Source organism: Tractidigestivibacter sp. (assembly GCF_057241865.1).
The window spans coordinates 44077-65826 of sequence record NZ_DBHHPX010000004.1 but is presented as its reverse complement, the minus strand read 5'-3'; the positions used below and the strand labels follow the sequence as shown (position 1 = coordinate 65826).

At 63.3% G+C, this 21750-nt stretch carries 17 protein-coding genes; 11 read left to right on the top strand and 6 right to left on the bottom strand.

Going from position 1 to position 21750, the window contains the following annotated elements; genetic code table 11:
* Positions 1 to 172 precede the first annotated feature (172 nt).
* The 7 genes from ACO59D_RS02315 (at position 173) to ACO59D_RS02285 (ending at position 8886) form a co-directional block, all read left to right on the top strand.
* The gene (locus ACO59D_RS02315) at positions 173 to 673 is read left to right on the top strand and encodes a MarR family winged helix-turn-helix transcriptional regulator (protein WP_130812576.1); all 501 of its coding nucleotides are present in this window, start codon (positions 173 to 175) and stop codon (positions 671 to 673) included.
* Positions 660 to 2417, top strand: coding sequence for an ABC transporter ATP-binding protein (locus tag ACO59D_RS02310; protein ID WP_485125606.1), 1758 nt, complete (start codon positions 660 to 662; stop codon positions 2415 to 2417). Before ACO59D_RS02315 ends, ACO59D_RS02310 begins: the two co-directional genes overlap by 14 nt.
* Before the next feature lie 61 nt (positions 2418 to 2478).
* The gene (locus ACO59D_RS02305) at positions 2479 to 4293 is read left to right on the top strand and encodes an ABC transporter ATP-binding protein (protein WP_485125605.1); all 1815 of its coding nucleotides are present in this window, start codon (positions 2479 to 2481) and stop codon (positions 4291 to 4293) included.
* Positions 4294 to 4923: 630 nt separating this feature from the next.
* A complete protein-coding gene (gene gatC, locus ACO59D_RS02300; RefSeq protein WP_130812573.1) occupies positions 4924 to 5250 on the top strand; it encodes an Asp-tRNA(Asn)/Glu-tRNA(Gln) amidotransferase subunit GatC in 327 nt (108 codons plus the stop codon).
* A complete protein-coding gene (gene gatA, locus ACO59D_RS02295) occupies positions 5250 to 6746 on the top strand; it encodes an Asp-tRNA(Asn)/Glu-tRNA(Gln) amidotransferase subunit GatA (protein ID WP_485125604.1) in 1497 nt (498 codons plus the stop codon). Before gatC ends, gatA begins: the two co-directional genes overlap by 1 nt.
* A complete protein-coding gene (gatB, locus tag ACO59D_RS02290) occupies positions 6743 to 8278 on the top strand; it encodes an Asp-tRNA(Asn)/Glu-tRNA(Gln) amidotransferase subunit GatB (RefSeq protein WP_130812571.1) in 1536 nt (511 codons plus the stop codon). The genes gatA and gatB overlap by 4 nt, the downstream gene beginning before the upstream one ends.
* Positions 8275 to 8886, top strand: a complete 612-nt coding sequence (locus ACO59D_RS02285; protein ID WP_485125603.1) for an HD domain-containing protein — start codon at positions 8275 to 8277, stop codon at positions 8884 to 8886. Before gatB ends, ACO59D_RS02285 begins: the two co-directional genes overlap by 4 nt.
* A gap of 103 nt (positions 8887 to 8989) precedes the next feature.
* Here the strand turns inward: ACO59D_RS02285 and ACO59D_RS02280 are convergent, their stop codons facing one another.
* The 5 genes from ACO59D_RS02280 to ACO59D_RS02260 all read right to left on the bottom strand — a co-directional run bounded on the left by ACO59D_RS02280 (position 8990) and on the right by ACO59D_RS02260 (position 15224).
* On the bottom strand, positions 8990 to 9361 hold the full coding sequence (locus tag ACO59D_RS02280) for a YegP family protein (RefSeq protein ID WP_485125602.1): 372 nt from the start codon (positions 9359 to 9361) through the stop codon (positions 8990 to 8992).
* Positions 9362 to 9563: 202 nt separating this feature from the next.
* Complete coding sequence (locus tag ACO59D_RS02275) at positions 9564 to 10511, bottom strand: polysaccharide deacetylase family protein (protein WP_485125601.1); 948 nt, start codon at positions 10509 to 10511, stop codon at positions 9564 to 9566.
* Between the two features lie 548 nt (positions 10512 to 11059).
* The gene (locus tag ACO59D_RS02270; RefSeq protein ID WP_485125600.1) at positions 11060 to 11698 is read right to left on the bottom strand and encodes an indolepyruvate oxidoreductase subunit beta; all 639 of its coding nucleotides are present in this window, start codon (positions 11696 to 11698) and stop codon (positions 11060 to 11062) included.
* Positions 11699 to 11727: 29 nt separating this feature from the next.
* A complete protein-coding gene (locus tag ACO59D_RS02265; protein WP_485125599.1) occupies positions 11728 to 13533 on the bottom strand; it encodes a thiamine pyrophosphate-dependent enzyme in 1806 nt (601 codons plus the stop codon).
* Between the two features lie 53 nt (positions 13534 to 13586).
* Positions 13587 to 15224: a class I adenylate-forming enzyme family protein gene (locus tag ACO59D_RS02260; RefSeq protein ID WP_485125598.1), complete on the bottom strand. Its 1638-nt coding sequence runs from the start codon at positions 15222 to 15224 to the stop codon at positions 13587 to 13589.
* 382 nt (positions 15225 to 15606) lie between these two features.
* Here ACO59D_RS02260 and ACO59D_RS02255 point away from each other — a divergent pair, with 382 nt between their 5' ends.
* The 4 genes from ACO59D_RS02255 to ACO59D_RS02240 all read left to right on the top strand — a co-directional run bounded on the left by ACO59D_RS02255 (position 15607) and on the right by ACO59D_RS02240 (position 20167).
* Complete coding sequence (locus ACO59D_RS02255) at positions 15607 to 17118, top strand: radical SAM/SPASM domain-containing protein (protein WP_130812567.1); 1512 nt, start codon at positions 15607 to 15609, stop codon at positions 17116 to 17118.
* Positions 17119 to 17744: 626 nt separating this feature from the next.
* Complete coding sequence (locus ACO59D_RS02250; RefSeq protein WP_485125597.1) at positions 17745 to 18227, top strand: HAD family hydrolase; 483 nt, start codon at positions 17745 to 17747, stop codon at positions 18225 to 18227.
* Between the two features lie 55 nt (positions 18228 to 18282).
* A complete protein-coding gene (locus ACO59D_RS02245; RefSeq protein ID WP_485125596.1) occupies positions 18283 to 19254 on the top strand; it encodes a polyphosphate kinase 2 family protein in 972 nt (323 codons plus the stop codon).
* A gap of 46 nt (positions 19255 to 19300) precedes the next feature.
* Positions 19301 to 20167 carry an EamA family transporter gene (locus ACO59D_RS02240; protein ID WP_485125595.1) on the top strand — a complete coding sequence of 289 codons (867 nt, stop codon included), beginning with the start codon at positions 19301 to 19303 and terminating at the stop codon, positions 20165 to 20167.
* 53 nt (positions 20168 to 20220) lie between these two features.
* On the opposite strand, the gene ACO59D_RS02235 is transcribed toward ACO59D_RS02240, so the two are convergent.
* On the bottom strand, positions 20221 to 21264 hold the full coding sequence (locus tag ACO59D_RS02235; protein WP_485125594.1) for a DUF2804 domain-containing protein: 1044 nt from the start codon (positions 21262 to 21264) through the stop codon (positions 20221 to 20223).
* Between the last annotated feature and the right edge of the window lie 486 nt (positions 21265 to 21750).

The window sequence follows — 21750 nt, the reverse complement described above, 5'->3', positions numbered from 1 at the left end:
CCTGCGCTACCTGGGCCATCATCCTCATGCCAAAGTTTGCTAGCCCCATTAATAGATGTAGGAATCATGAACCACACGGCCATATCGCTCATGCCGTTAGCGATACTCGCGCGGCAGGGTACTATCACCAAGCTAGCTAACGGCATTAATTATACGGAGAGAGGAGCAAGGCGTGGCAAGGGGGGACGAGACAAGCTGGTCCGGACTGGCCCAGCAGCTCATGGACTCGATGCACGGCCTCAAGGCTGGTCATGGCTCGCATCCCAAAGACATGGAGATGCGCGGCGAGATAAACGCCCTACATGTGCTTCACCACCATCCCGAGGGAGTGACCCCAACGGTCTTGGCGCGCGCGTGCCAGGTGTCGACGGCGCGCATCACCAAGACAATCGATCAGCTCGAGGGGCGAGGGCTTGTGGAGCGGCGTCCAAGCCCCAAGGACCGTCGCAGCGTGACTGTGCGCCTCACCGAGGCCGGCGAGACCGAGATCGCGCAACGCAGCAAGAGGATCAACGGCTACCTTGAGCAAATCTTGCGCGAGCTGGGCGAGAAGGACGCGCGCGAGCTGGTGCGCATCTCTACCCGGATTGCAGAGATCGTCTCGGCGCACGCACAAACGGGATATGTGGGCGGCTGCCCCCTGGGAGGAGATGGCGCAGATGAGGCTCGTTAGGCTTCTTCGCGGGCATGTGGGCGAGGTTGTGGCGGTATTCGCGCTTCTTCTCGCCCAGGCGCTCTGCGAGCTCTCGCTTCCACGCTACATGTCCGACATCGTGAACGTGGGCGTGGTTGGCGCCGAGGCGGGAAACACCGCCTACCTGGGGCACATGGCGCTCGTGATGCTTGGCTTCTGCGGTGGGTCGCTCGTGGCCGCCGTGCTCTCGGGGCTCATTGCGTCTAGGGTTGCGGCTGCCGTGGCGCGCGACCTGCGCCGGGACGTGTTCCAAAAAGTGATGTCCCTCTCTCCTGCGGAGGTCAATCGCTTCTCGCAGTCGTCGCTCATCACGCGCTGCACCAACGACGTGCAGCAGATTCAGAACATGATCGTGATCATGCTTCGCATGGTGATGTTTGCACCGGTCATGGGTGTTGTTGCCGTGGTGCAGGTCATGACCATGGGCGGCGGGCTTGCGTGGATCGTGGGCGCTGCGCTTCTCGCCGTGCTGGGCATCGTGGTGGTCCTCTTCACGCTTACCATGCCGCGCTTCAAGGTCATGCAGTCGCTGGTAGACCGCGTGAACCTCCTCGCGCGAGAGATGCTCGACGGCATTATGACCATCCGCGCCTTTGGTCGGCAGGACCACGAGCTCTTGCGCTTTGACGGTGCGTCCGGCGACCTGAGGGATGCGCAGCTCTTCGTGAACCGTGCCATGACGCTCATGATGCCGCTCATGATGCTCGTGATGAACGTGACCACCGTCGCCATCGTGTGGTTTGGCTCACACGGCGTTGCGGCCGGCACCTTGCAGGCGGGTGACATGATGGCCTTCATCAGCTACGCCATGATGATCGTGATGAGCTTCCTCATTGTCTCGATGGTGGCCGTAGTCTTGCCACGTGCCGAGGTCTCCGTTGGCCGCGTGCAGGAGGTCTTGGACGTGACCCCTGCGGTGAGCGAGCCCGAGCGGCGGCCCGTCTCGGTGGCGCCGGATGCCCCGCGAGGTCGCTTGGCCTTTGACCACGTGAGCTTTCGCTATCCCGACGCCGAGGGCGATGTGGTGAGTGACGTCAGCCTCACGACCGCACCCGGCAAGGTGACGGCAATCGTGGGCTCCACGGGATCGGGCAAGTCGACGCTCGTGCAGCTGGTGCCGCGCCTCTACGACCCCACGGCTGGCACCATCACGCTCGACGGGGTGGACACACGTCAGATGGCCCTGGCCGACCTTCGCTCTCGCGTGGGCTATGTGCCCCAGCAGGGATTTCTCTTCTCGGGCACCATCGGCTCGAACGTTGCCTTCGGTGCAGAGGACGCTGGCGAGAAGGACCTGCTCCACGCTGTAGACGTGGCACAGGCCACAAAGCTTGTGGTGCAGAGGGAAGAGGGGCTCAACACAGTCATCGCGCAAGGCGGTACCAACGTATCGGGCGGGCAGCGCCAGCGCCTGGCCATAGCCCGTGCGCTTGCGATTCACCCCGAGGTGCTGGTGCTGGACGATTCCTTCTCAGCGCTGGACTACGCCACCGACGCGCGGCTGCGTCAGGCGCTTGCGCGCGAGCAGGCGGACACGGCCGTGCTGGTGGTGGCGCAACGCATAGCCACCGTGATGGGTGCCGACCAGATCATCGTGCTCGATGACGGGCACGTGGTGGGCAAGGGCACGCATGAGGAGCTCCTGCGCAGCTGCCCCGAGTACCTGGAGATTGCGAAGAGCCAGCTCAGCGACAGGGAGCTTGGCCTTGAGGAGGGCGAGTAGCATGGCGGGGAGAACGGAGCAGCCCAGACGCCCGATGCATTCCCACGGGCCGGGGGCTCGCATGGCACCTGGCGAGAAGGCCAAGGACTTCAAGGGCACCATTGCTAAGCTCCTGCGCTACATGGGGCCCTACCGTGTGGGCCTTGTGGCGGCAGTGCTTCTCGCCATGGCGTCGGTGGTGTTCTCGGTGGTGGGGCCAAAGGTCCTGGGCAACGCCACGACTGAGGTCATTCTCGGCGTCCAGGCTGCGGCAGCGGGGACGGGCGGCATCGACTTTGCCCTCGTCGGGCAGATCCTGGTGACGCTTCTCGCCATCTATCTGGCAAGCGCGGCCGCATCGGGAATCCAGAGCTGGATCATGACAGGGATCACGCAGAAGGTCGTCTACCGGATGCGCGGAGAGATAGCCGACAAGATTTCGAAGGTGCCCCTCTCGTATTTTGACGGGAAGGCCATCTCGAAGGGTGACGTGCTCTCGCGCATGACCAACGACGTAGACACGCTGAGCCAGTCACTTAACCAGGGCCTCATCCAACTGGTGACCTCCATCACGCAGGTGGTGGGCGTGGCCATCATGATGCTTGCGATCTCGGCTCCGCTTGCGGGCGTGACCTTTGTGACGCTGCCGGTCTCGGCACTCATCCTGGGCGTGCTTATCCGCAGGTCGCAGAAGTACTTCCGCCTGCAGCAGGAGCAGCTCGGCATCGTGAACGGACGCGTCGAGGAGGACTTCTCGGGACAGGTGGTCATCCAGGCCTTCAACCGCGGCGAGCGCGCCGTGGAAGGCTTTGGGGAGGAGAACGACCGCCTGTACGAGAGCGCGTGGAAGAGCCAGTTTCTCTCGGGTCTCATGCAGCCGCTCATGAACCTCGTGGGCAACATGGGCTACGTGGGCGTTGTCGTTGTGGGCGCGGGCCTTGCCGTGACCGGCTCCATCCAGCCGGGCGACATCCAGTCGTTCATCCAATACGTGAGGAACTTCACGCAGCCCATCACGCAGCTGGCAACGGTCTCGAACGTGCTGCAGCAGATGGCCGCCTGTGCCGAGCGCGTCTTTGAGTTTCTCGACGCGCCCGAGGAGGAAGAGACGGCTGCGGTCGACCCCGTTACGGGGGCTGCGGCCGAGGCCATTGGCCACGCTGCTGGTGCCGTGGACTTCGATCACGTGTCCTTTGGCTATCTGCCTGGGCAGACGATCATCCACGACTTTACGGCAAACGTTGAGCCTGGCCGCACGGTGGCCATTGTGGGGCCAACCGGTGCCGGAAAGACCACGCTCATGAAGCTTCTGCTGCGCTTCTATGACGTGGATGGGGGAGCGCTGCGCGTGGACGGCCACAACGTGCGCAACGTTGAGCGAGCCGACCTGCGGCAGAACTTCTCGATGGTCCTTCAGGATGCGTGGCTCTTTAAGGGCTCCATACGCGAGAACATCCGCTTCGGTCGCCTCGATGCCACCGACGAGGAGGTGGAGGCTGCCGCGCGCTACGCGCACTGCGAGCACTTCATCAAGACGTTGCCGGACGGCTACGACTTTGAGCTGGACGAGGGTGCCACAAACATAAGCCAGGGACAGCGTCAGCTGCTCACCATTGCGCGCGCGGTGCTTGCGGATCGGCCGATTCTCATTCTGGATGAGGCCACCTCGAACGTGGACACGCGCACCGAGTGGCGCATCCAGCGTGCCATGGACAAGCTCATGGACGGCCGCACGAGCTTTGTGATTGCGCACCGGCTCTCGACCATTCGCAACGCCGATGCGATCCTGGTGCTTAGGGATGGCGACATTGTCGAGAAGGGCACGCACGAGGAGCTTCTTGCGGCAGGCGGCTTCTACGCGCAGCTGTACCAGTCGCAGTTCGAGGAGGTTGCGTAAACAAGGGGGCGGGGAGAGGGACATGGCGTCTCTCTCCCCGCAGGAGGAAGGTGGGCTGGTTGGGAGGCCGCGGTGCGCGGCGGTTTCGGGTGCTAGCGGCGGCGACGGCCGAGGGGGCGCCGGTTGCTCTTGCCACCGTCGCCGATGATAACGATGAGGCTCAGTACGCAAACGATGGCGATAAAGGCGATGTGCTCGAGAACGTTCATGGTGTGCTCCTTCCGACGCGACGCTGTGGTCGTTGCTTTTCGTTGACCCTATAATCCCGCGAGGTGGCTTTTGGTGCCATCGAGTGAACTTACGGGCGTCTTACGCTTTCGTAAGCTTCGGCTTCCCGGCGCCGCCGCCGGCTCTCGGCCGTGCTGGCTTCGAATGTGTGACGGTTCGCAACACGAACGTCGACGAATGTGTGACGTCCTGCGCGGGTCACACATTCGGATGCGAACCTGTGACGAACCGTCACACAATCGCCGGCGGACACGGGTTTGCCTCGTGCCGAGAGCCGCCTTTCGCCCCCGGTTGCCCAAGCCCTTCTCGCCCTGTCGTGTTGCGCCTTGGTAATGTGGCGCCCCCGGCCTGTCCTTGTCCCGTAAAATGGTCGAGGTGAAACAGCTCCAGACAGGAGGGCCTATGCCACTAAGCAGGGAAGACGTGCAGGGTATCGCGGACTACGCGCGCATCGCCCTCACGGACGAGGAACTCGACGAGATGACCGCCTACATGAACGAGGCGGTCGACCTTCTCGAGCCCATCCGCCAGTACGACCTCGATGGGGTCGATCCCACCTTCCACCCCATCGGCGACCTCTCAAACGTGATGGGTGAGGACGTCATCGACGACTCCGTCCGCGCCCTGCCCGTCGACGTGGCGCTCGAGAACGCCGGCTCCACGCGCGACCACCACTTCCGCGTGCCCTCAATCCTGGGTACCGACGAGGACGAGGGAGGTCTTGCCTGATGGCCAACATCGACCAGCTCTCTGCCGCGCGCATTGCCGCGGGCGTGGCGGCAGGGGAGTTTAGCGCAACCGAGGTTGCCAAGGCCTCCCTCGACGCCATCGAGTCGCGTGACGACAAGGTCCAGGCATTCCTGCAGGTCTCGTCAGACCTTGCCCTCGCGGTCGCCGCCGAGACGGACCGCCGTCGTACGTCAGGCGAGAAGCTCGGCCCACTCGCTGGCGTGCCGGTTGCCTTCAAGGACAACATGCATCTCGTGGGCACGCGCACGACCTGCGCCTCCAAGATGCTCGAGAACTACGAATCCACCTTTACCGCCACCTGCGTCCAGCGCATGCTTGACGCGGGTGCCACGCCCATGGGTAAGGCCAACATGGACGAGTTCGCATTTGGCTCGTCCACGGAGTCCTCGGCCTTCCACCGCACGAACAACCCCTGGGATACCGACCGCGTTCCGGGCGGCTCTTCGGGCGGGTCGGCGGCCGCGGTCGCCGCCGGTGAGGTCACCATCTCGCTTGGCTCCGACACGGGCGGCTCCATCCGCCAGCCGGCGAGCCTCTGTGGCGTAGTGGGCATGAAGCCCACGTACGGTGCCGTGAGCCGCTACGGCGTGGTGGCGTTCGGCTCTTCGCTTGACCAGGTTGGGCCCTTCGGTCGCTCCGTCGAAGACGTGGCGCTTGCCATGAACGCGCTCACGGCTGCCGGCCGTGACCCGTACGACTCCACGAGCCAGCCCTGCGCCGTCGACTTCCTCGAGCACCTCGAGGACGGCGTTGAGGGCATGCGCGTGGGCGTGGTGTCTGCGCTCATGAACGCCGCCGGCCTTGCGGCGGAGGTCCGCGCGGCCGTGGATGGTGCGACAAAGGCCCTCGAGGACGCCGGTGCCCAGCTCGTCGAGGTCGATCTGCCTAACATCAAATCTGCAATCGCTGCCTACTACGTGATCGCACCGTGCGAGGCCTTCTCCAACCTCGCCCGCTTTGACGGCGTGCGCTATGGCTACCAGGAGGAGGGCTGCACCACGCTGGCCGAGCAGACCTCCAAGAGCCGTGCCCACGGCTTTGGCGAGGAGGCTAAGCGACGCCAGATGCTTGGCGCGTATCTTCTCTCCAGCGGCGTCTACGACAAGTACTACTACCCGGCACAGCAGGTGCGCACCCTCATCACGCAGGACTACAGCCACGCCTACGGGCAGTGCGACGTTATTCTCATGCCTGCCACGCCGCGCGCCGCCTTCAAGTTCGGCGAGATGAGCGACCCCACGCAGATGTACGCGTCGGACATGTTCACGATCTCGAACAACATCGCAGGCAACGGCGGCATCTCGGTGCCACTGGGTCTGGGTGCCGAGTCTCGGCTGCCCGTCTCGGTCCAGCTGCAGGGCCCTGCCTTCTCGGACCGCAGGCTCCTGCGCTTTGCCCGTGCCGTCGAGAAGTCCTTCTCGGCGCGTGGCGTTGTCGCACCCGAGTTTGCTGGGAAGGGGGGTGAGCTTGCATGAAGAGGCTCGCTGAGGTCCTGGGGGACTGGGAGGCCGTGATTGGCCTTGAGGTCCACACCGAGCTCACTACGCTCGAGACCAAGATGTTCTGCAACTGCAAGAACACGCACGATGACCCGCCCAATACCAACGTGTGCCCCGTGTGCCTGGGCATGCCCGGCGCGCTGCCGGTGCCCAACCGCGCGGCCATCCAGTCCATCGTGATGGCGGGGCTGGCCACAAACTGCCAGATCATGCGCCACTCGATGTTCTATCGCAAGCACTACTTCTATCCCGACATGGCCAAGAACTTCCAGACCACGCAGGGTCCCGTCGCCTTCTGCATGCACGGGCGTCTCGACCTTGAGGTCTCTGGCGGGGGCGCGGCCGAGCGTCCGGCATGGGAAGACGTGGCCGGCGACGGCACGACCGCAATCGCGCGCGAGAAGGATGGCTCCTACGTGGTGCCCATCCGCATCCTGCGCATCCACATGGAGGAGGACGCCGCCAAGATGGTGCACGTAGGCGGCGAAGAGGGCCGCATCACGGCTGCTACTGAGTCCCTTATCGACTACAACCGCTGCGGCACGCCCCTCATCGAGCTCGTCACCGAGCCCGACCTGCGCACGCCCGAGGAGGCCCGCCTCTTCATGGAGAAGCTGCAGCAGACGTTCAAGACGCTGGGCATCTCCGACTGCTCGCTGGAGAACGGCTCCATGCGCTGCGACGGCAACATCAGCCTGCGCCGCCGCGGCGAGACGCGCCTGGGCACCAAGACCGAGATGAAGAACATCAACTCGTTCAAGAGCCTGCACGACGCGCTCGAGTACGAGATCTGCCGCCAGGCCGAGGTACTCGAAGAGGGTGGCATCATCTACCAGGAGACGCGTCACTGGGAGCCCAGCCGTCGTCGCACCGTCGTGATGCGCGTGAAGGAGACGGCCGATGACTACCGTCTCTTCCCCGACCCCGACCTCGCGCCCTTCGACCTCACGGACGACTTCATCGAAGAGGCGCGCGAGAAGATCCCCGAGCTGCCTGACGCCAAGCGAGACCGCTACATGCGCGACTACGGACTCAAGCAGGCCGACGCTGCCCAGCTGGCGGGAGATCCCAAGGTCGCGACCTTCTTCGAGGAATCCCTTGCAGGAGCGCCGGCCAAGGCCGTGTCCACCGTCGCCAACGTGATGGTGAACCTCGCGCCGAGCTTCGATGCGCTTGCACCGGCGCAGGTGAGAGGCATTGCCAGCCTTCTCGCCGAGGATGCCATCACCTTTGCGCAGGCGCGTGAGGTGCTCGAGGCCGTCAACGGCACGGATGCAGATCCGGAGAGCGTGGTGGATGAGCGCGGCATGCGTCAGGTGACAGACGCCGGCGCACTCGAGCCCATCGTGGACGAGGTCCTCGCGCGCTGTGCCGACCAGGTCCAGCAGTACCGCGACGGCAACAAGAAGGTTGTGGGATACCTGGTTGGGCAGTGCATGAAGGCATCGAAGGGCTCGGGCAATCCCAAGCTCTTCAACAAGCTGCTGGCCGAGAGGCTCGGGGCGTGATCGGCGAGGGGACCATCGCGGCGGCCACCGCGTACGTGCACGGTCTCCTCGCAGGAGAGGCGTCCGGCCATGGGGCGGACCATGCCCTGCGCGTCTGCCGCACCGCCGCGGCCATCGCCCGTAGCGAAGGGGCAGACGTTGGCATCTGCGGGCTCGCGGCGCTGCTGCATGATGTGGACGACCATAAGCTCTTTCCCGAGACGTGCGCGTCGCTGGATCACGCGACCTCCTTCCTGGACGCCCAGGGTGTCGATGGGGACGAGAGGCGCCGCGTCTGCCAGGCCATACGGGAGGTCTCCTTCTCCACCAACGGGATGGAACCCCCGAGCAGCCTCGAGGCGGCCTGCGTACGTGACGCCGACCGCTTGGACGCCATCGGCGCGATAGGCGTGGGTCGCGCCTTCGCCTTCGGCGGGGCGCACAAGCGGGCCCTCTGGGACGAGAGCGAGGAGCGCCGCGATACCACGATCGCGCACTTCGAGGACAAGCTCCTGCTGCTCGCCGAGGGCATGAACACGCAGTCCGGACGCCTCCTCGCGGCTGGGCGCGGGGCCTACCTCAGGGGGCTCTACGAGGAGTTCATCGCCGAGTGGCGAGGGGAGCGCTGAGACAGGCCGCCCCCCTCGCCACGCTGCGGACAAAGAAGCCGTGTGTCCCGCCAAGACGACTGGGCGTGACGTTCGTGCGAGGTTGCAGGATGGGCCCCTGCGCCTACTCCTCGGTCTGCGACAGCGGGGAATCGCCCTCGTTGCGCATGCGCTCGATTCTTCTCAGCAGGCTGTCCTTGTGGGGATAGGAGTGCGACTGCGCTAGGTCGTTGCCCGTATCGGGGTAGAAGCGGAAGAAGTAGTTGCCTGAGAGGGTCTGGAAGATGCGGTACTTTGGCGCCTCTACGGGCTGTTGGTCGGGGGAGGTCGTGTCCTCTACCGCCGCACCCCTTGCGGTCTTGCGGATGCGCTCGATGCCATCCAGGCAATCGTCCTTGGAGGGGAAGACCATCGACGTGGCGATAATGTGGCCATTGCTGGCGCACAGGTTAAACAGGTACCTTCCATCCTTCTCGTTAAGTACGTACTGACCCATACGGCTCACTCCAAACGTCTGCGACGGATACGATCCCTGGCCGAAAATGCCGGCTCAATGGAATAGATTCCACTCTTGGGGACCGGCCGATGCGAGCAAGATGGCGAGCGGTCGTATTGGGGGCGGAACCGGCTGTTGGTCGGTCGGCTGACGGCGGGCTGCACGTGCAATGGCCCGCCGACGCCGGCCGTGCCGGTGGCGCCTAGTTGGCGACCTTATGGTGTGGCACCATCGTGCTGCGGTCGATTGCCTCGAACCGGTAGCCCAGCGCCTGGTAGTGCTCGATGATCTTGGGCAGGGCCTCGACGGTGGTGTCCTTGGTGGCGGCATCGTGGCAGAGCAGGATGATGTTGGGGTAGTCATCGTAGGCGCAGGAGTTCTCGATGACCTGGTCGGTTGTGCACACTGCCCCGTCTCCGCTGGAAGCGTTCCAATCATAGTACTGGTAGCCGCGCTCCTGCACGTCGTTTACCAGTACGTCCATGATGCCCGAGCAGTACTTCTCCGAGACGGTGTTGGACGAGCCGCCGGGGAAGCGCACGAGATAGGGCACGTAGCCGATCTGGTCCTTCACGACTTGCGCGATCTGGTCGAGGTCGTCGAAGAAGGCGTCCTCGGAGGAGTAGACCTTCGCGTAGTCGTGCGTGTAGGAGTGCAGGCCAATGGTGTTGCCGTCATCGTAGGCCTTCTTGATCATGCCATAGTGGTCGGGGTCGTGTCCCACCACAAAGAATGTTGCCTTTGCGCCGCACTGGTCGAGAATGTCGAGCACACGCTGCGTGTTTGCGGAGGGACCGTCATCGAAGGTGAGATAGACGATGCTCTCGCCGTTGTTCTTGAAGTTCCAGTCCGTCTGGGCGTCTGGGTCCACGGCAAGCCCAGCCGCGCGCGGGTCGTCGGAGGCGTCTTGTGCGGCAGTTGCGTCTTGCGTGTCTTGCGAACTGGACGCGTCAGGGGCGTCGGGCGTATTGTCAGCTTGGGGTGCGGTGGCTGTTGCGCCCGGTGCTTGGGTCATTGCGACTCCCACACCCAGTGCGAGCAGCGCCCCTACCGATAGGGCGAGAAAGGCCTTCCTGCTCTGACTGCTTCTGACAAGACTTCTCCTGGAGTCCTGACGCGGCGTCCAGTCCTGCCTGAAGTGCTTCGGCATGCGAACGTCCCCCCCTTGCTCGGCTGTTGTGTGGTGGGGCGGGAACCGTGGCGACCGCAACCCACGCTGATGGTAAAGCTGAAAGCACCCTTACGGTGCGAGGAGAAGGTGGGCCATACGGAATCTCTACCGTGGGGCTCTCGCCATCGAGCTGCTAGCGGCGCCGTCGATTGGCGGATCTCGATGCTCGTGCGTACGCACGACCGAGGTTCTCGGCCACAAAGAGGGTCTTGAAGGCATCCCTTGGCAACGGGTCAGGCTTGTGCGTACGCACGACCGAGACTTTCTGACAGGGGAGTTGCGTTTGGCCAGTTGGCCGAGAGGGCCATGTCAACAGTCCTGACTTATGCGTACGCACGATGGCCCTCCTCTGCCATGGCGGCAGTCTCTGAGGCAAAAGGCAACCGTTGTGCGTGAGCGACCGAGCCTCGTACGGTTGCCAACCCGTGCACCCCGGTCGCCCTCTCACCTCCAGCGACAAGAAGCGGCGCCCGGGCCCACGTGGGAACCCGGGCACCATCGAGCAGCGCAAGCCCTTCTCGTCTGCCCTAGCGCTCCGCCGCCTTGCGGCCGGCATCGAACGCAGCAAGGTTTGCCTCGACGGTCTTTGGCGGCACGCGGCGGCCAATGGCATCGCGCCACTCATCCACCGAGAAGGGAAGTGCCGTCGAAAGTGCGCCTACCAGCACCACGTTGGTCGAGCGGGGGCTTCCCACGCGTCGGGCAATCTCCCCGGCATCAATCCGCACGGCACCAATCCTGTCCAGGCGCGCCTCCACGTGTTGGGGCATGTGGGCGTTACCGATGTTCACCGGTACGGGCACGATCGTCTCGTCATTCACAAAGAGACGGCCGCCCTCCTTGAGAAACTGCTGGTTGCGCAGGGCCTCAATGGTCTCGAAGGCCACAAGCACATCGGCCGTGCCCGGATCGCAGGCCATGGAGTCAACGTGCTCGCCCATGCGGATGATGGTCGAGACCGAACCCCCTCGTTGGCTCATGCCGTGGATTTCGGAGACCTTCACGTCGAGGCCAGCCTCAGAGGCGGTCATGGCAAGGATGTTGCCGGCGAGGATCGTGCCTTGTCCGCCAACGCCCACGAGAAGAACGGTCATGGTGTGGTCGAGATGCACGCGTTCGCCCATGTGGACGGTTGAGCTGGCTGCGGATGCTGTTGCGTGTGGCATGTATTCTACCTCCCTTGCTTCGGCTGGGCCTACGCGGACTGGATGCACCCAAAGGGGCACACCTGCTCGCACTGACCGCAGCCCACGCACTGCGTGGGGTCGATGATGGCGTAGTTTGTCTCGTCCTTGCCCAGGGCTGGACAGCCAATCTGGATGCAGGCGCCACAGCGGCGGCAGTCACGAATAACGGGTGCCGGCGCGTGCGTGCGGTCGACCAGGCGGCACGGTGCGCGGAAGATCACCACCGAGAGCAGGTCCTCGTGGGAGACGGCCGTCTTGAGTGCTGCTCGCACGGCGGCAAGGTCCTGCGCGTCCGCCTCGATGACCTCGTCAACGCCAATCGCGCGGCAGAGCGCCGGCAGGTCGAGCGGACGACCCGCGGGGCGGTCGAGAACCGAGGGCTTCTCGCCTGCGTCCACAAGCGGGCTAATGCGCGCGCCTTGCTCGGAAAGGGTGACTCCGTTCACGGGATTGCCTTGGGTACCGGTCATGGCTGTGGTGCGGTTGTCCAGGATGAGGAGCGTCCCCCTGCCGCCGTTGTATGCCGTGCCGAGAAGCGACGTGATGCCGGAGTGCGCGAAGGTGGAGTCGCCAATGACGCCCACCACGGGACGCTTGGTGCGCCCGGAGACGCCGGCCAGCTCCATGCCGTGGCTCATGCTGAGGGAGGCGCCCATGTCGATGACCGAGTCAACGGCGCGGAAGGGCGCGACGGCACCTAGCGTATAGCAGCCAATGTCGCCCGTCACGATGGCCTTCATGCGGCGCAGCTCGTGGAAGACAGGGCGGTGGGGACAGCCGGCACAGAACGCTGGCGGCCGCGGGGGGAGGTCCGTGGCGGCTTCGAGATGGGCGGCCGTGGCCACGCCAAAGCTCCTCTGGATGTCTGTGGGGAAGATTTCGCCGGAGCGGGGGAGCGGCGCGGCGGGTGGCTCGGAGAGGCGCACGCCCAGTGCGGCCACATGGTCACGGAAATAGCGGCACGACTCCTCCACCACGTAGACCTTCTCGACCGAGGTGGCAAAGCTCGCAAGAAGCTTGGGCGGCAGCGGCCAGGTGAGGCCAAGCTTGAGTATGGAGACGTTGGGCAGTGCCTCGCGTACGTGGTTGTAAAGGGCACCGGCAACGATGATGCCCACCTTTGTGTCGCGCATCTCAACGCGGTTGAGCTCGCACGTCTCGGCAAACTCCACGAGGGCGTCCTCGCGCTCGTTGGTCGCGCGGGTGCGTGCCACGGCGTAGGCGGGCATCATGACGTACTTGCTCGGCTGGCTCTCGTAGCCGCGCGGCGCGGCCGCCGCAAGGTCGCGCTCGTGGGTGCACTCGACCATGGTCCTCGTGTGTGCGATGCGCATGGTCTCGTGGAGGATGACCGGCGTGTCGAAGCGCTCGGAGATGTCGAACGCCTTGCGCGTGAAGTCGTAGGCCTCCTGGGAGTCGGAGGGATCGAGGCACGGCACGCGGGCGAACGCAGCGTAGTTTCTCGTGTCCTGCTCGTTCTGGGAGCTGTACATGGAAGGGTCGTCGGCAACGAGAAGCACCAGGCCTGCGTTGGTGCCCGTGTTGGTGACGCTCATGAAGGGGTCGGCTGCAACGTTCAGGCCTACGTGCTTCATGGTGACAAGCGTGCGCAGGCCGCCCATGGCGGACCCAATGCCCACCTCGAGGGCGACCTTCTCGTTGGGCGACCACTCGCAGTAGACGTCACTGTGCTGCACGAGGTTCTCGAGGGTCTCGGTGGAGGGCGTACCGGGGTATCCCGTACCCACGCCTACGCCTGCCGACCATGCGCCCTCGGCGACGGCCTCGTTGCCTGACAGAAGCTGCTTTCCCATGCCCTCTCCTCTCCTGGCGGACTGCCCGCCTTGGAATCCTCGCGATGAGCCCGCTATGCCTTGTTCTCCTGGTCGACGAGGCACGTCGCCCCGTACCTCTCACGCAGCAGCGGCTTCTCGATCTTTCCCGTGGGGTTTCTTGGCACCTCGGCGAAGATCACCTTGCGCGGCCGCTTGTAGCGGGGGAGCGCTAGGCAGAACTCGTTGATGCCGTCCTCGGTGGCGTCCTCGTATCCGGGCTTGAGCTCGATGATTGCTGCGGGTATCTCGCCCAGGCGCTCGTCGGGCAGGCCGATTACGGCCACGTCTTGGATGGCGGGGTTGGAGGCGAGAAAATCCTCGATCTGTACGGGGTAGAGGTTCTCGCCGCCCATCACGATAACGTCCTTCTTGCGGTCGACCAGCCAGCAGAAGCCGTCCTCGTCCTGGCGGGCCATGTCGCCGGTGCGAAGCCACCCGTCGACGAGGGTCTCGGCTGTTGCCGCGGGATCTTTGTAGTAGCATTCCATGAGGCCCGGACCCTTGACGCAGAGTTCGCCGACCACGCCTGGCGCGACCCTCTCGCCCTTCTCATCCACGATCTTGCACTCCCAGTTATAGCCGGGCACGCCGATGGCGCCCACGCGGTCCACGTTCTCCACGCCCAGGTGCATGCAGCCGGGACCGCAGGACTCCGAGAGGCCGTAGTTGGTGTCGTAGTGCTGGTTGGGGAAGACCTTGAGCCAACGGTGCACCAGGCTCTTGGGTACGGGCTGGGCGCCAATGTGCATGAGGCGCCACTGGTCGAGGCGGTAGTCGGAGAGCGTGACCGTGCCCTGCTCGGTGGCGAGCAGGATGTCTTGCGCCCAGGGAACGAGCAGCCACACGATGGTGCAGCGCTCGGCTGAGACGGTCTCGAGGATGGTCTTGGGGCTCACGCCGCGCAGAAGGACGCCGCGCCCGCCCACGGCGAGCGACCCCATCCAGTGCATGATGGCGCCCGTGTGGTAGAGGGGCGGGATGCAGAGAAACACGTCGTCGTGCGTCTGGCCATGGTGCTTCTGCTCCATGATGGCAGCCTGGGTGAGGCTCCGGTGGTGGTGGAGTATTGCCTTGGGGAAGCCCGTGGTGCCCGAGCTAAAGTAAATCGCCGCGTCCTCGTCTTCCGAGAGCGGAATCATGGGGTCCGCCGAGGAGCATAGGCCTACGAGCTCCTGGTAGGGTTCGGCCCAGGTGGGGCAGTCGTCGCCTACGTAGAAGAGCAGGCGCCCCTTTTGGATCTGGGGCACGATCTCCTCGACGCGGCCGATGAACTCGGGGCCGAAGACCAGGATGTCGGCGTCGGACTTCTCGATGCAGTAGCGGATCTCCTCGGCAGAGTAGCGAAAGTTGAGCGGCACTACGGTGGCACCGCTCTTGAGCACGCCAAAGTAGATGGGGAGCCACTCGATGCAGTTGTAGAGCAGGACGGCTACCTTGTCATCCTTGCGGATGCCGCGAGAGAGCAGCAGGTTGGCAAAGCGGTTGGCCTTCTCGTCAAAGACCTGCCAGGTCATCTCGCGACGAAAGGGCTCGTCGTCCGTGGTCTCGACGAGCTCGTATTCGCGCCAGGTGATGTGGCGGTTCTCGTGGCGCTGGGGGTTGACCTCCACGAGGGCGACCTCTGTGGGATAGAGCTCGGCGTTCTTGCGGAGCATGTCGACGATGGTCACGTTGCCTCCAAATGACCTGGTGTTCTGTGCAGGCGGCGGGCCCGGTGCCGCAGGCGGCCGCCCGAACGGATGCCTTTGTAATGATAGACGGCCAATTGGCCAGACGCCGTGCGAATTTGCGCGCGAATGACGAGAGGGACGGCGTGGGGTTAGGGTGCCAGGCTGGTCTGACAAGAAGGGGGCTTGTGCCCACGTACGATGCCGGTCTGCTGTCAGGACCGTGCCCACGCCTTTCTCGCCTCGAGTGTTAATGGTTCTTCAGACTTTCTTGATACGGGTTGATTTTTTTCAAATCTAAGTCAAAATATTTGACCATCCACGAGAAGTGTGACACATCGGTCGAAGGGGTTTCGACCGCCGCCATTAGGCGAAAGGAACGGTTATGCAGTCGAAAATCGCGCACGCAGCTGAACGCAAGGCATTTAGTGTTGTTATCGACCAGGTCATCAAGGGCGTGAGGGGAGACCATCCCGAGGAGGCCATCAACAAATTCCTGGACATGGGCGGCAGGCTCCTCGCCGACACCGCGCCAGACATGGCAAACTCTCTTGGCAAAGCGTTCTATCCTGGCTCTAAGTGGGAGAACTTCCTTATCCAGCTGGTGAGGGATCGCGTTGATCCGCACATCCTGAAGGTTGCCGTTCTGAATGGTGCCTACGAGTCCGCCTTCCGCGGTCTGCGTGAGACCACGCAGTCTGCCGAGAAGCACCAGTGCAACGTGCCCTGGATCATCATCTTCGATCCCACAAGCGCCTGCAACAAGCACTGCATCGGCTGCTGGTCGGCCGACTACGGCAACAAGCTCAACCTCTCGTTCGATGACATGGACCGTCTCGTCACCGAGGCCAAGGCGCTTGGCACGCACTTCTTCATGATGACCGGCGGCGAGCCCCTGGTGCGTAAGAAGGACGTCGTCCGCCTTGCCGAGAAGCACGATGACTGCATCTTTGGCCTCTTCACCAATGGCTCACTCATCGACCAGCAGCTCTGCGACGATTGCAAGCGCCTTGGCAACATCGTCTTCTCGATGTCGCTCGAGGGCTTCAAGACCGCCAACGATGGCCGCCGCGGCGACGGCTCCTTCGACGAGGTCGTTCGTGCCATGGACCTCATGACCGCCAACGGCGTGCCCTTCGGCATCTCCACCTGCTACACGCGCAAGAACGTCGAGGATGTCACCTCTGACGAGTACTACGACTTCATCCTCGAACATGGTGCGCTGTGGCAGTGGTACTTCCACTACATGCCGGTCGGCGAGGGCGCCAACGCCGACCTCATGCCAACAATCGAGCAGCGCGAGTACATGATCGACCGCATCCGCAAGATTCGTGACTACGAGGGCGGCAAGCCCATCATGGCCATGGACTTCCAGAACGATGGTGAGTTTGTTGGTGGCTGCATCGCTGGCGGTCGCGTGTTCTGCCACGTGAATGCCCGCGGCGATGTTGAGCCCTGCGTCTTCATTCACTACTCCAACGCCAACATTCACGAGAAGAGCTGGCTCGAGTGCCTGCAGCAGCCCATCTTCCAGGAGTATCGTTCCCACTGGCCTTGGAATGACAACATGCTGCGCCCTTGCCCGATGCTCGAGAACCCCGAGGTCCTGCCCGAGATGGTTCACGATGCCAACGCCAAGTCCACGGAGTACACCTCCCCGGAGGACGTTGACCATCTGTGCGCTCGCACGACCCAATATGCCGAGAAGTGGGCTCCCGAGGGCGATCGCATCTGGGCCGAGGAGCATCCCACGGGCAAGAAGGTCTACGAGGACAGCATCTCTATGATGGATGTCGACAAGAAGGCCAAGATGCTTGCCGAGAAGGATGCCGAGCTTGATGCCAAAATCGAGGAGGAGCTCAACGAGAAGAAGGAGCCCGTCAGCGCTGCCAGGTAGGTGCCTGCGACCTTCTCGTGCTAACGTGCTCGTCGCCCCGCTGCCATTGTCGGATGACTTCAGCAGCGGGGCGTTTTTTTGCGGGGTCGGCAGCGTTACCGGGCCCTGGCCGGCATCTAGATGGCTTCGGACAACGTTTGCGCAAGAAGAAATGCCAAAACTGCACACAGAATTGAGGTTTTGAAGGGCATGGGGCCATCAGGGGTGCATGTGTGCCGGAGTTCTGCCCTGCACCGCGAGAGTTTTCCCAGTTGGCGGTAATTCATTGGGGGTATTCGACAGGTTCAATTCGCCAGAATTCTCTCTAAGTCAGAACATAACCTTCATATCCTCACTTTTGCGTGTAGTTTGGCAGTTTTTTGTTGCGCGCATGGCCGCCAAGGCCACTTGTGCCCCCCATCACATCAGCCCTTGCTGCCGCATGCTCTTCTCGACAGACAGCGCACAGGCAGAGGGGGCTACCGTGATTCGCCTGGCACTCTCAGACCTTGACAACACCCTGATCCCCTATGGTCAGGGTCGCGCGTCGGATGCGGCCATCGCTGTGAGCGCACTGCGCTTACCGTCTACGGCAACGAGTGCGAGGATTGCGACGTCTGCGTAGGCGTCACAGACGAGGAAATCGCATGCCATCCCAAGGCCTTCCACGCATTCCACCTCACGTCCGCGCATGTCCCGGCAGGCACCCATGTGAAGGCCAACATCCACAGCGACCACTCGCGTGCCCACATGGAGGCGCTGCGCGAGACTTCCCCGAGTTCGACTCCGTCTTTCCCAGCCCCACGTCCTCGACGCTGGACATCCTGCCGACGGGCGTCTCCAAGATGTCCGGACTCGCGGTCTTGGTGGAGCACCTGGGCATAGGTCTCGATGAGGTCTGCGTCTTTGGCGACTCGGAGAATGATTTGCCCATCATCGAGGGGGTTCCCAACTCCGTCGCCGTCTCGAACGCCTCTCCCGAGGTCGTGGCTGCCGCACGCTGGCATATTGGGCCGGTGGCCGAGGACTCCGTAGCAAGTGCGCTTCTTGACATCGCAGCCGCCGCCAATACGGGTTCCATGCCCGCATTTATGCGTGAGGAGGATGCGCTTCGCAGTTCCGCGCGTTAATCAACCTTTTATCGGGTACGTAGAGAGACGGTATGCAAGCGCTGGCCAAAAGTGCATGAGGAGATGCATCCGCATGGAATTCCAGGAGCTTAAGGACTACAGGTTTGACGGGTCGGGTCATTTCAAGCTTGATGACTACCCCGCAGACGTCCACGTGGAGAAGGGGCTCCGACCCAATTTCGAGGCCCTCACCGAGGTAAACACGCAGCGCATGGCAGAGCTCCAGGACAAGCTCTATGCCGAGGGTCGCGAGGGCGTCGTCGTCATCCTGCAGGCAATGGACGCCGCTGGCAAGGATTCCACCATCAAGCACGTGATGAGTGGCATAAACCCGCAGGGCGTTACCGTCGCAAGCTTCAAGCAGCCCTCCTCGGAGGAACTTGCCCACGACTTCCTCTGGCGTGCCGCAACCAGGCTGCCGCGCCGCGGCTGCATTGGCCTCTTTAACCGCAGCTACTACGAGGACGTGCTCGTGGTACGAGTGCACGATCTCCAGAAGACCTACCACATGCCCAAACGTGTGCTCGATACACCCAAAGACGACTTCTTCGACCAGCGCTACCGCCAGATCCGCGACTTCGAGCGCTACCTCTGGGAGAACGGCTACCGCGTCCTCAAGATCTTCCTCAACGTAAGCAGTGCCGAGCAGCGTCGTCGTTTTCTCGACCGCATCGACGACGAGTCCAAGAACTGGAAGTTCTCCTCGTCCGACGTGGCCGAGCGCAAGTTGTGGCCCAAGTACATGGACGCCTACGAGCGCTGCATCGACCATACGGCCACCAAGGAGGCGCCCTGGTATGTCATCCCGGCAGACCAGAAGTTCTACGCGCGCTGGCTCGTCTCGGAGGCTATCGTTCACACGCTCGAGGGCTGTGACCCGCACTACCCGGAGCTTCCCGACGAGCAGCTTGACGACCTTGAGGCTGCGCGCCGGGGGCTTCTCGCCGAGACGGGTGGCCATGACGACCGCTCCGAACGCGACGAGACCGAGCGCGGTGCGGTTGAGCACACAGGCGAGAAGGCCTAGCATTACCTGCTGGCTGGTCCGTTTGGACGGAAAGGGCTCGTGGCCTATGTGGATTCTGGCTGCCATTGGCTCCGCTCTCTTTGCGGGCATCACGTCGATCCTTGCCAAGTGCGGTATACGGCACACCGACTCCGACGTCGCAACGGCGCTGCGCACCGTCGTCGTCCTGGCGTTCGCGTGGCTTATGGCGGGCATGGTGGGCTCAATTCCCACCATCGGGCAGGTGACGTCCCGTTCGCTTCTCTTCCTGGTGCTCTCCGGTCTTGCGACCGGTGCAAGCTGGATCTGCTACTTCAAGGCCCTTTCGATGGGCGACGTTAACAAGGTCGTCCCTATTGACAAGTGTTCGACGGTGCTCACGGTGCTTCTCGCCATCGTGTTGTTTGGCGAGGCGAACCACCTTGCTGTAAAGCTTGTGGGGTGTGCAGGAATCCTTGTGGGCACCCTCATGATGGTCGAGCGCAAGCGGCAGGACCACGACGTCCGGGGGCAATCGTGGAAGTGGTATGCCATAGGTTCGGCCGTCTTTGCCGCACTCACATCGATCCTTGCCAAGGTGGGTATAGAGGGCGTGGAGTCAAACCTCGCAACCGCCATTCGTACCTGCTTTGTGCTGGTCATGGCGTGGGTCATTGTCGGCATGCGTGGCAAGATGGGAGAGGTTTGCGGCGTCGACCGTCACGAGCTGCTCTTCATCTGCCTGTCCGGTGTGGCTACGGGCGCCTCGTGGCTCTGCTACTACTACGCCATCCAGACCGGCGTGGTCTCCGTCGTGGTGCCCATCGACAAGCTGTCGATCGTGGTGTCCATGGCCTTCTCGGCGGCGGTCTTCAAAGAGACCTACACCAAGCGCTCGCTTGCGGGCCTGGCAATCATCGTGGCATCGACGCTGCTCATGACGGTCTTTAGGTAGGAGCGCCGCCAGGACTGGGGCGGAGGAGGCCAGCCTTCTCGCCCAAACGCACCCTAGTACTTGTTGTAGATGTGCTCGGCGGACCCGCGCAGCCCCGTGACGCAGAGTGGCCTGCCGTCGTCGAGCACTACGGTTCCGCTGAACGTCCCAAACACCTGGTGCTGGCGGCTTACGATGAGCCCGATGAGGTTCGTGTTGTCGGTACGGTCGATCTCCGGTGAGAAGACAAGGTCGAGCCTGCCCTCGTCGTCGGTCATGTGCCAGGGTGAGAGGTACTCGTAGCCGTTCTCGCCCACGGGGATGCCAAAGTCAATGCGTCCCAGTTTGTGGGCTATGCCGTCTACAAAGACCATGCTCTCGCTGGCGGCCTGCGTATTGCCAAAGCCGTAGCCCAGGTTGAGGCCCACCACGTGCCCGGCTTGGCGACCCTGCGCCGCCGCCCAATACCAGGTGTTCTCGTTTGTCCACACGCCGCGCCCCCAGTCCAGAAGGCCAAACGAGTCGTCGCGCGGGAACTCGTGGAAGAGGCCACCCCGACGAAAGCCTCCCCATGCGCGCATGCCAATAATCTTGCGGTTGTAGTAGAAGGCGTGGGGGTCTTCGTCCCATGGCGTGCAGATGACCATCGAGTCTCGCGGCTGCCGGTCGAGCAGGACCTCCACCTCGAGGTCCTCGCCCGCGTCCTCGTCAAAGTCACGCATGGAAAACGAGAGACGCCGCATGTTGCCCACATGGCGCCAGTCTACGCGGCATAGGGGGTTCTCCCATGAGATGTCCCCTTTATCGGAGCTTGCGGGAAGGCCCATTGACCCCATGGGCAACGGCACGAGCTCAGAGGTGGTCTTGAAGGTCTTCTCCGCGAAATCCATGACCGATGCCGAGACAAGCCCCAGGTATCCCAGGTCGCTGAAGGTGAGCGCCACGGCGTAGTGCTCGTCGTTTATGAGGTAGTAGTCCCAATCCTTGATGCGCCATGGCGGCGCTTGGATGTCTGCGTGGTCGTAGGTGAAGGGCGGCCGCGTGGCCCAGCCGGGCTCTCTCAGGCAGCCCTCCTCGTCTAGAAGCCTGCCGGTGCCGGTGATGTGATGCTCGGGCATGGCAACCCACCTCTCCCCACGATTCCCTGTGGGTTAGCATCCATCGTCTTGAGGGCGTTTTCGGCACCACTTCGGCGTGTGGTTGCATCGAGTGGGATGACTACGCTGCGGGTGGCGGGGCGTCGGGCCGCGCTTACGGAGTCCATCGCATTTTCTGAAACGCATCCCTCGCCAACCGGTCAAGCGCAGACCCGGTTTCAGAAGGGCGATGAACGATGGGCGGGTGAAGAGGGGTGCGGCGGTTGTCCCGCCAGCCGCGACTCCCCGGCTGTCAGGAATGCATCATCCTGCGTACGCACGAGCGAGACTTTCTGCCAGTGAGACAGGGGGACTGTCCCCTTGTCTCATCCACTCACCTGCCCATTTTTCGAGTGCGTTTCGGGCGTGTGTATGTTGGGAAGCAACCTGTCCGAGTTTTTCTTGATGAAACACACCCAGCATAGACTGCCATCGGTACGTAGGGCTCCCGCGGGAAGGTGACGGGCG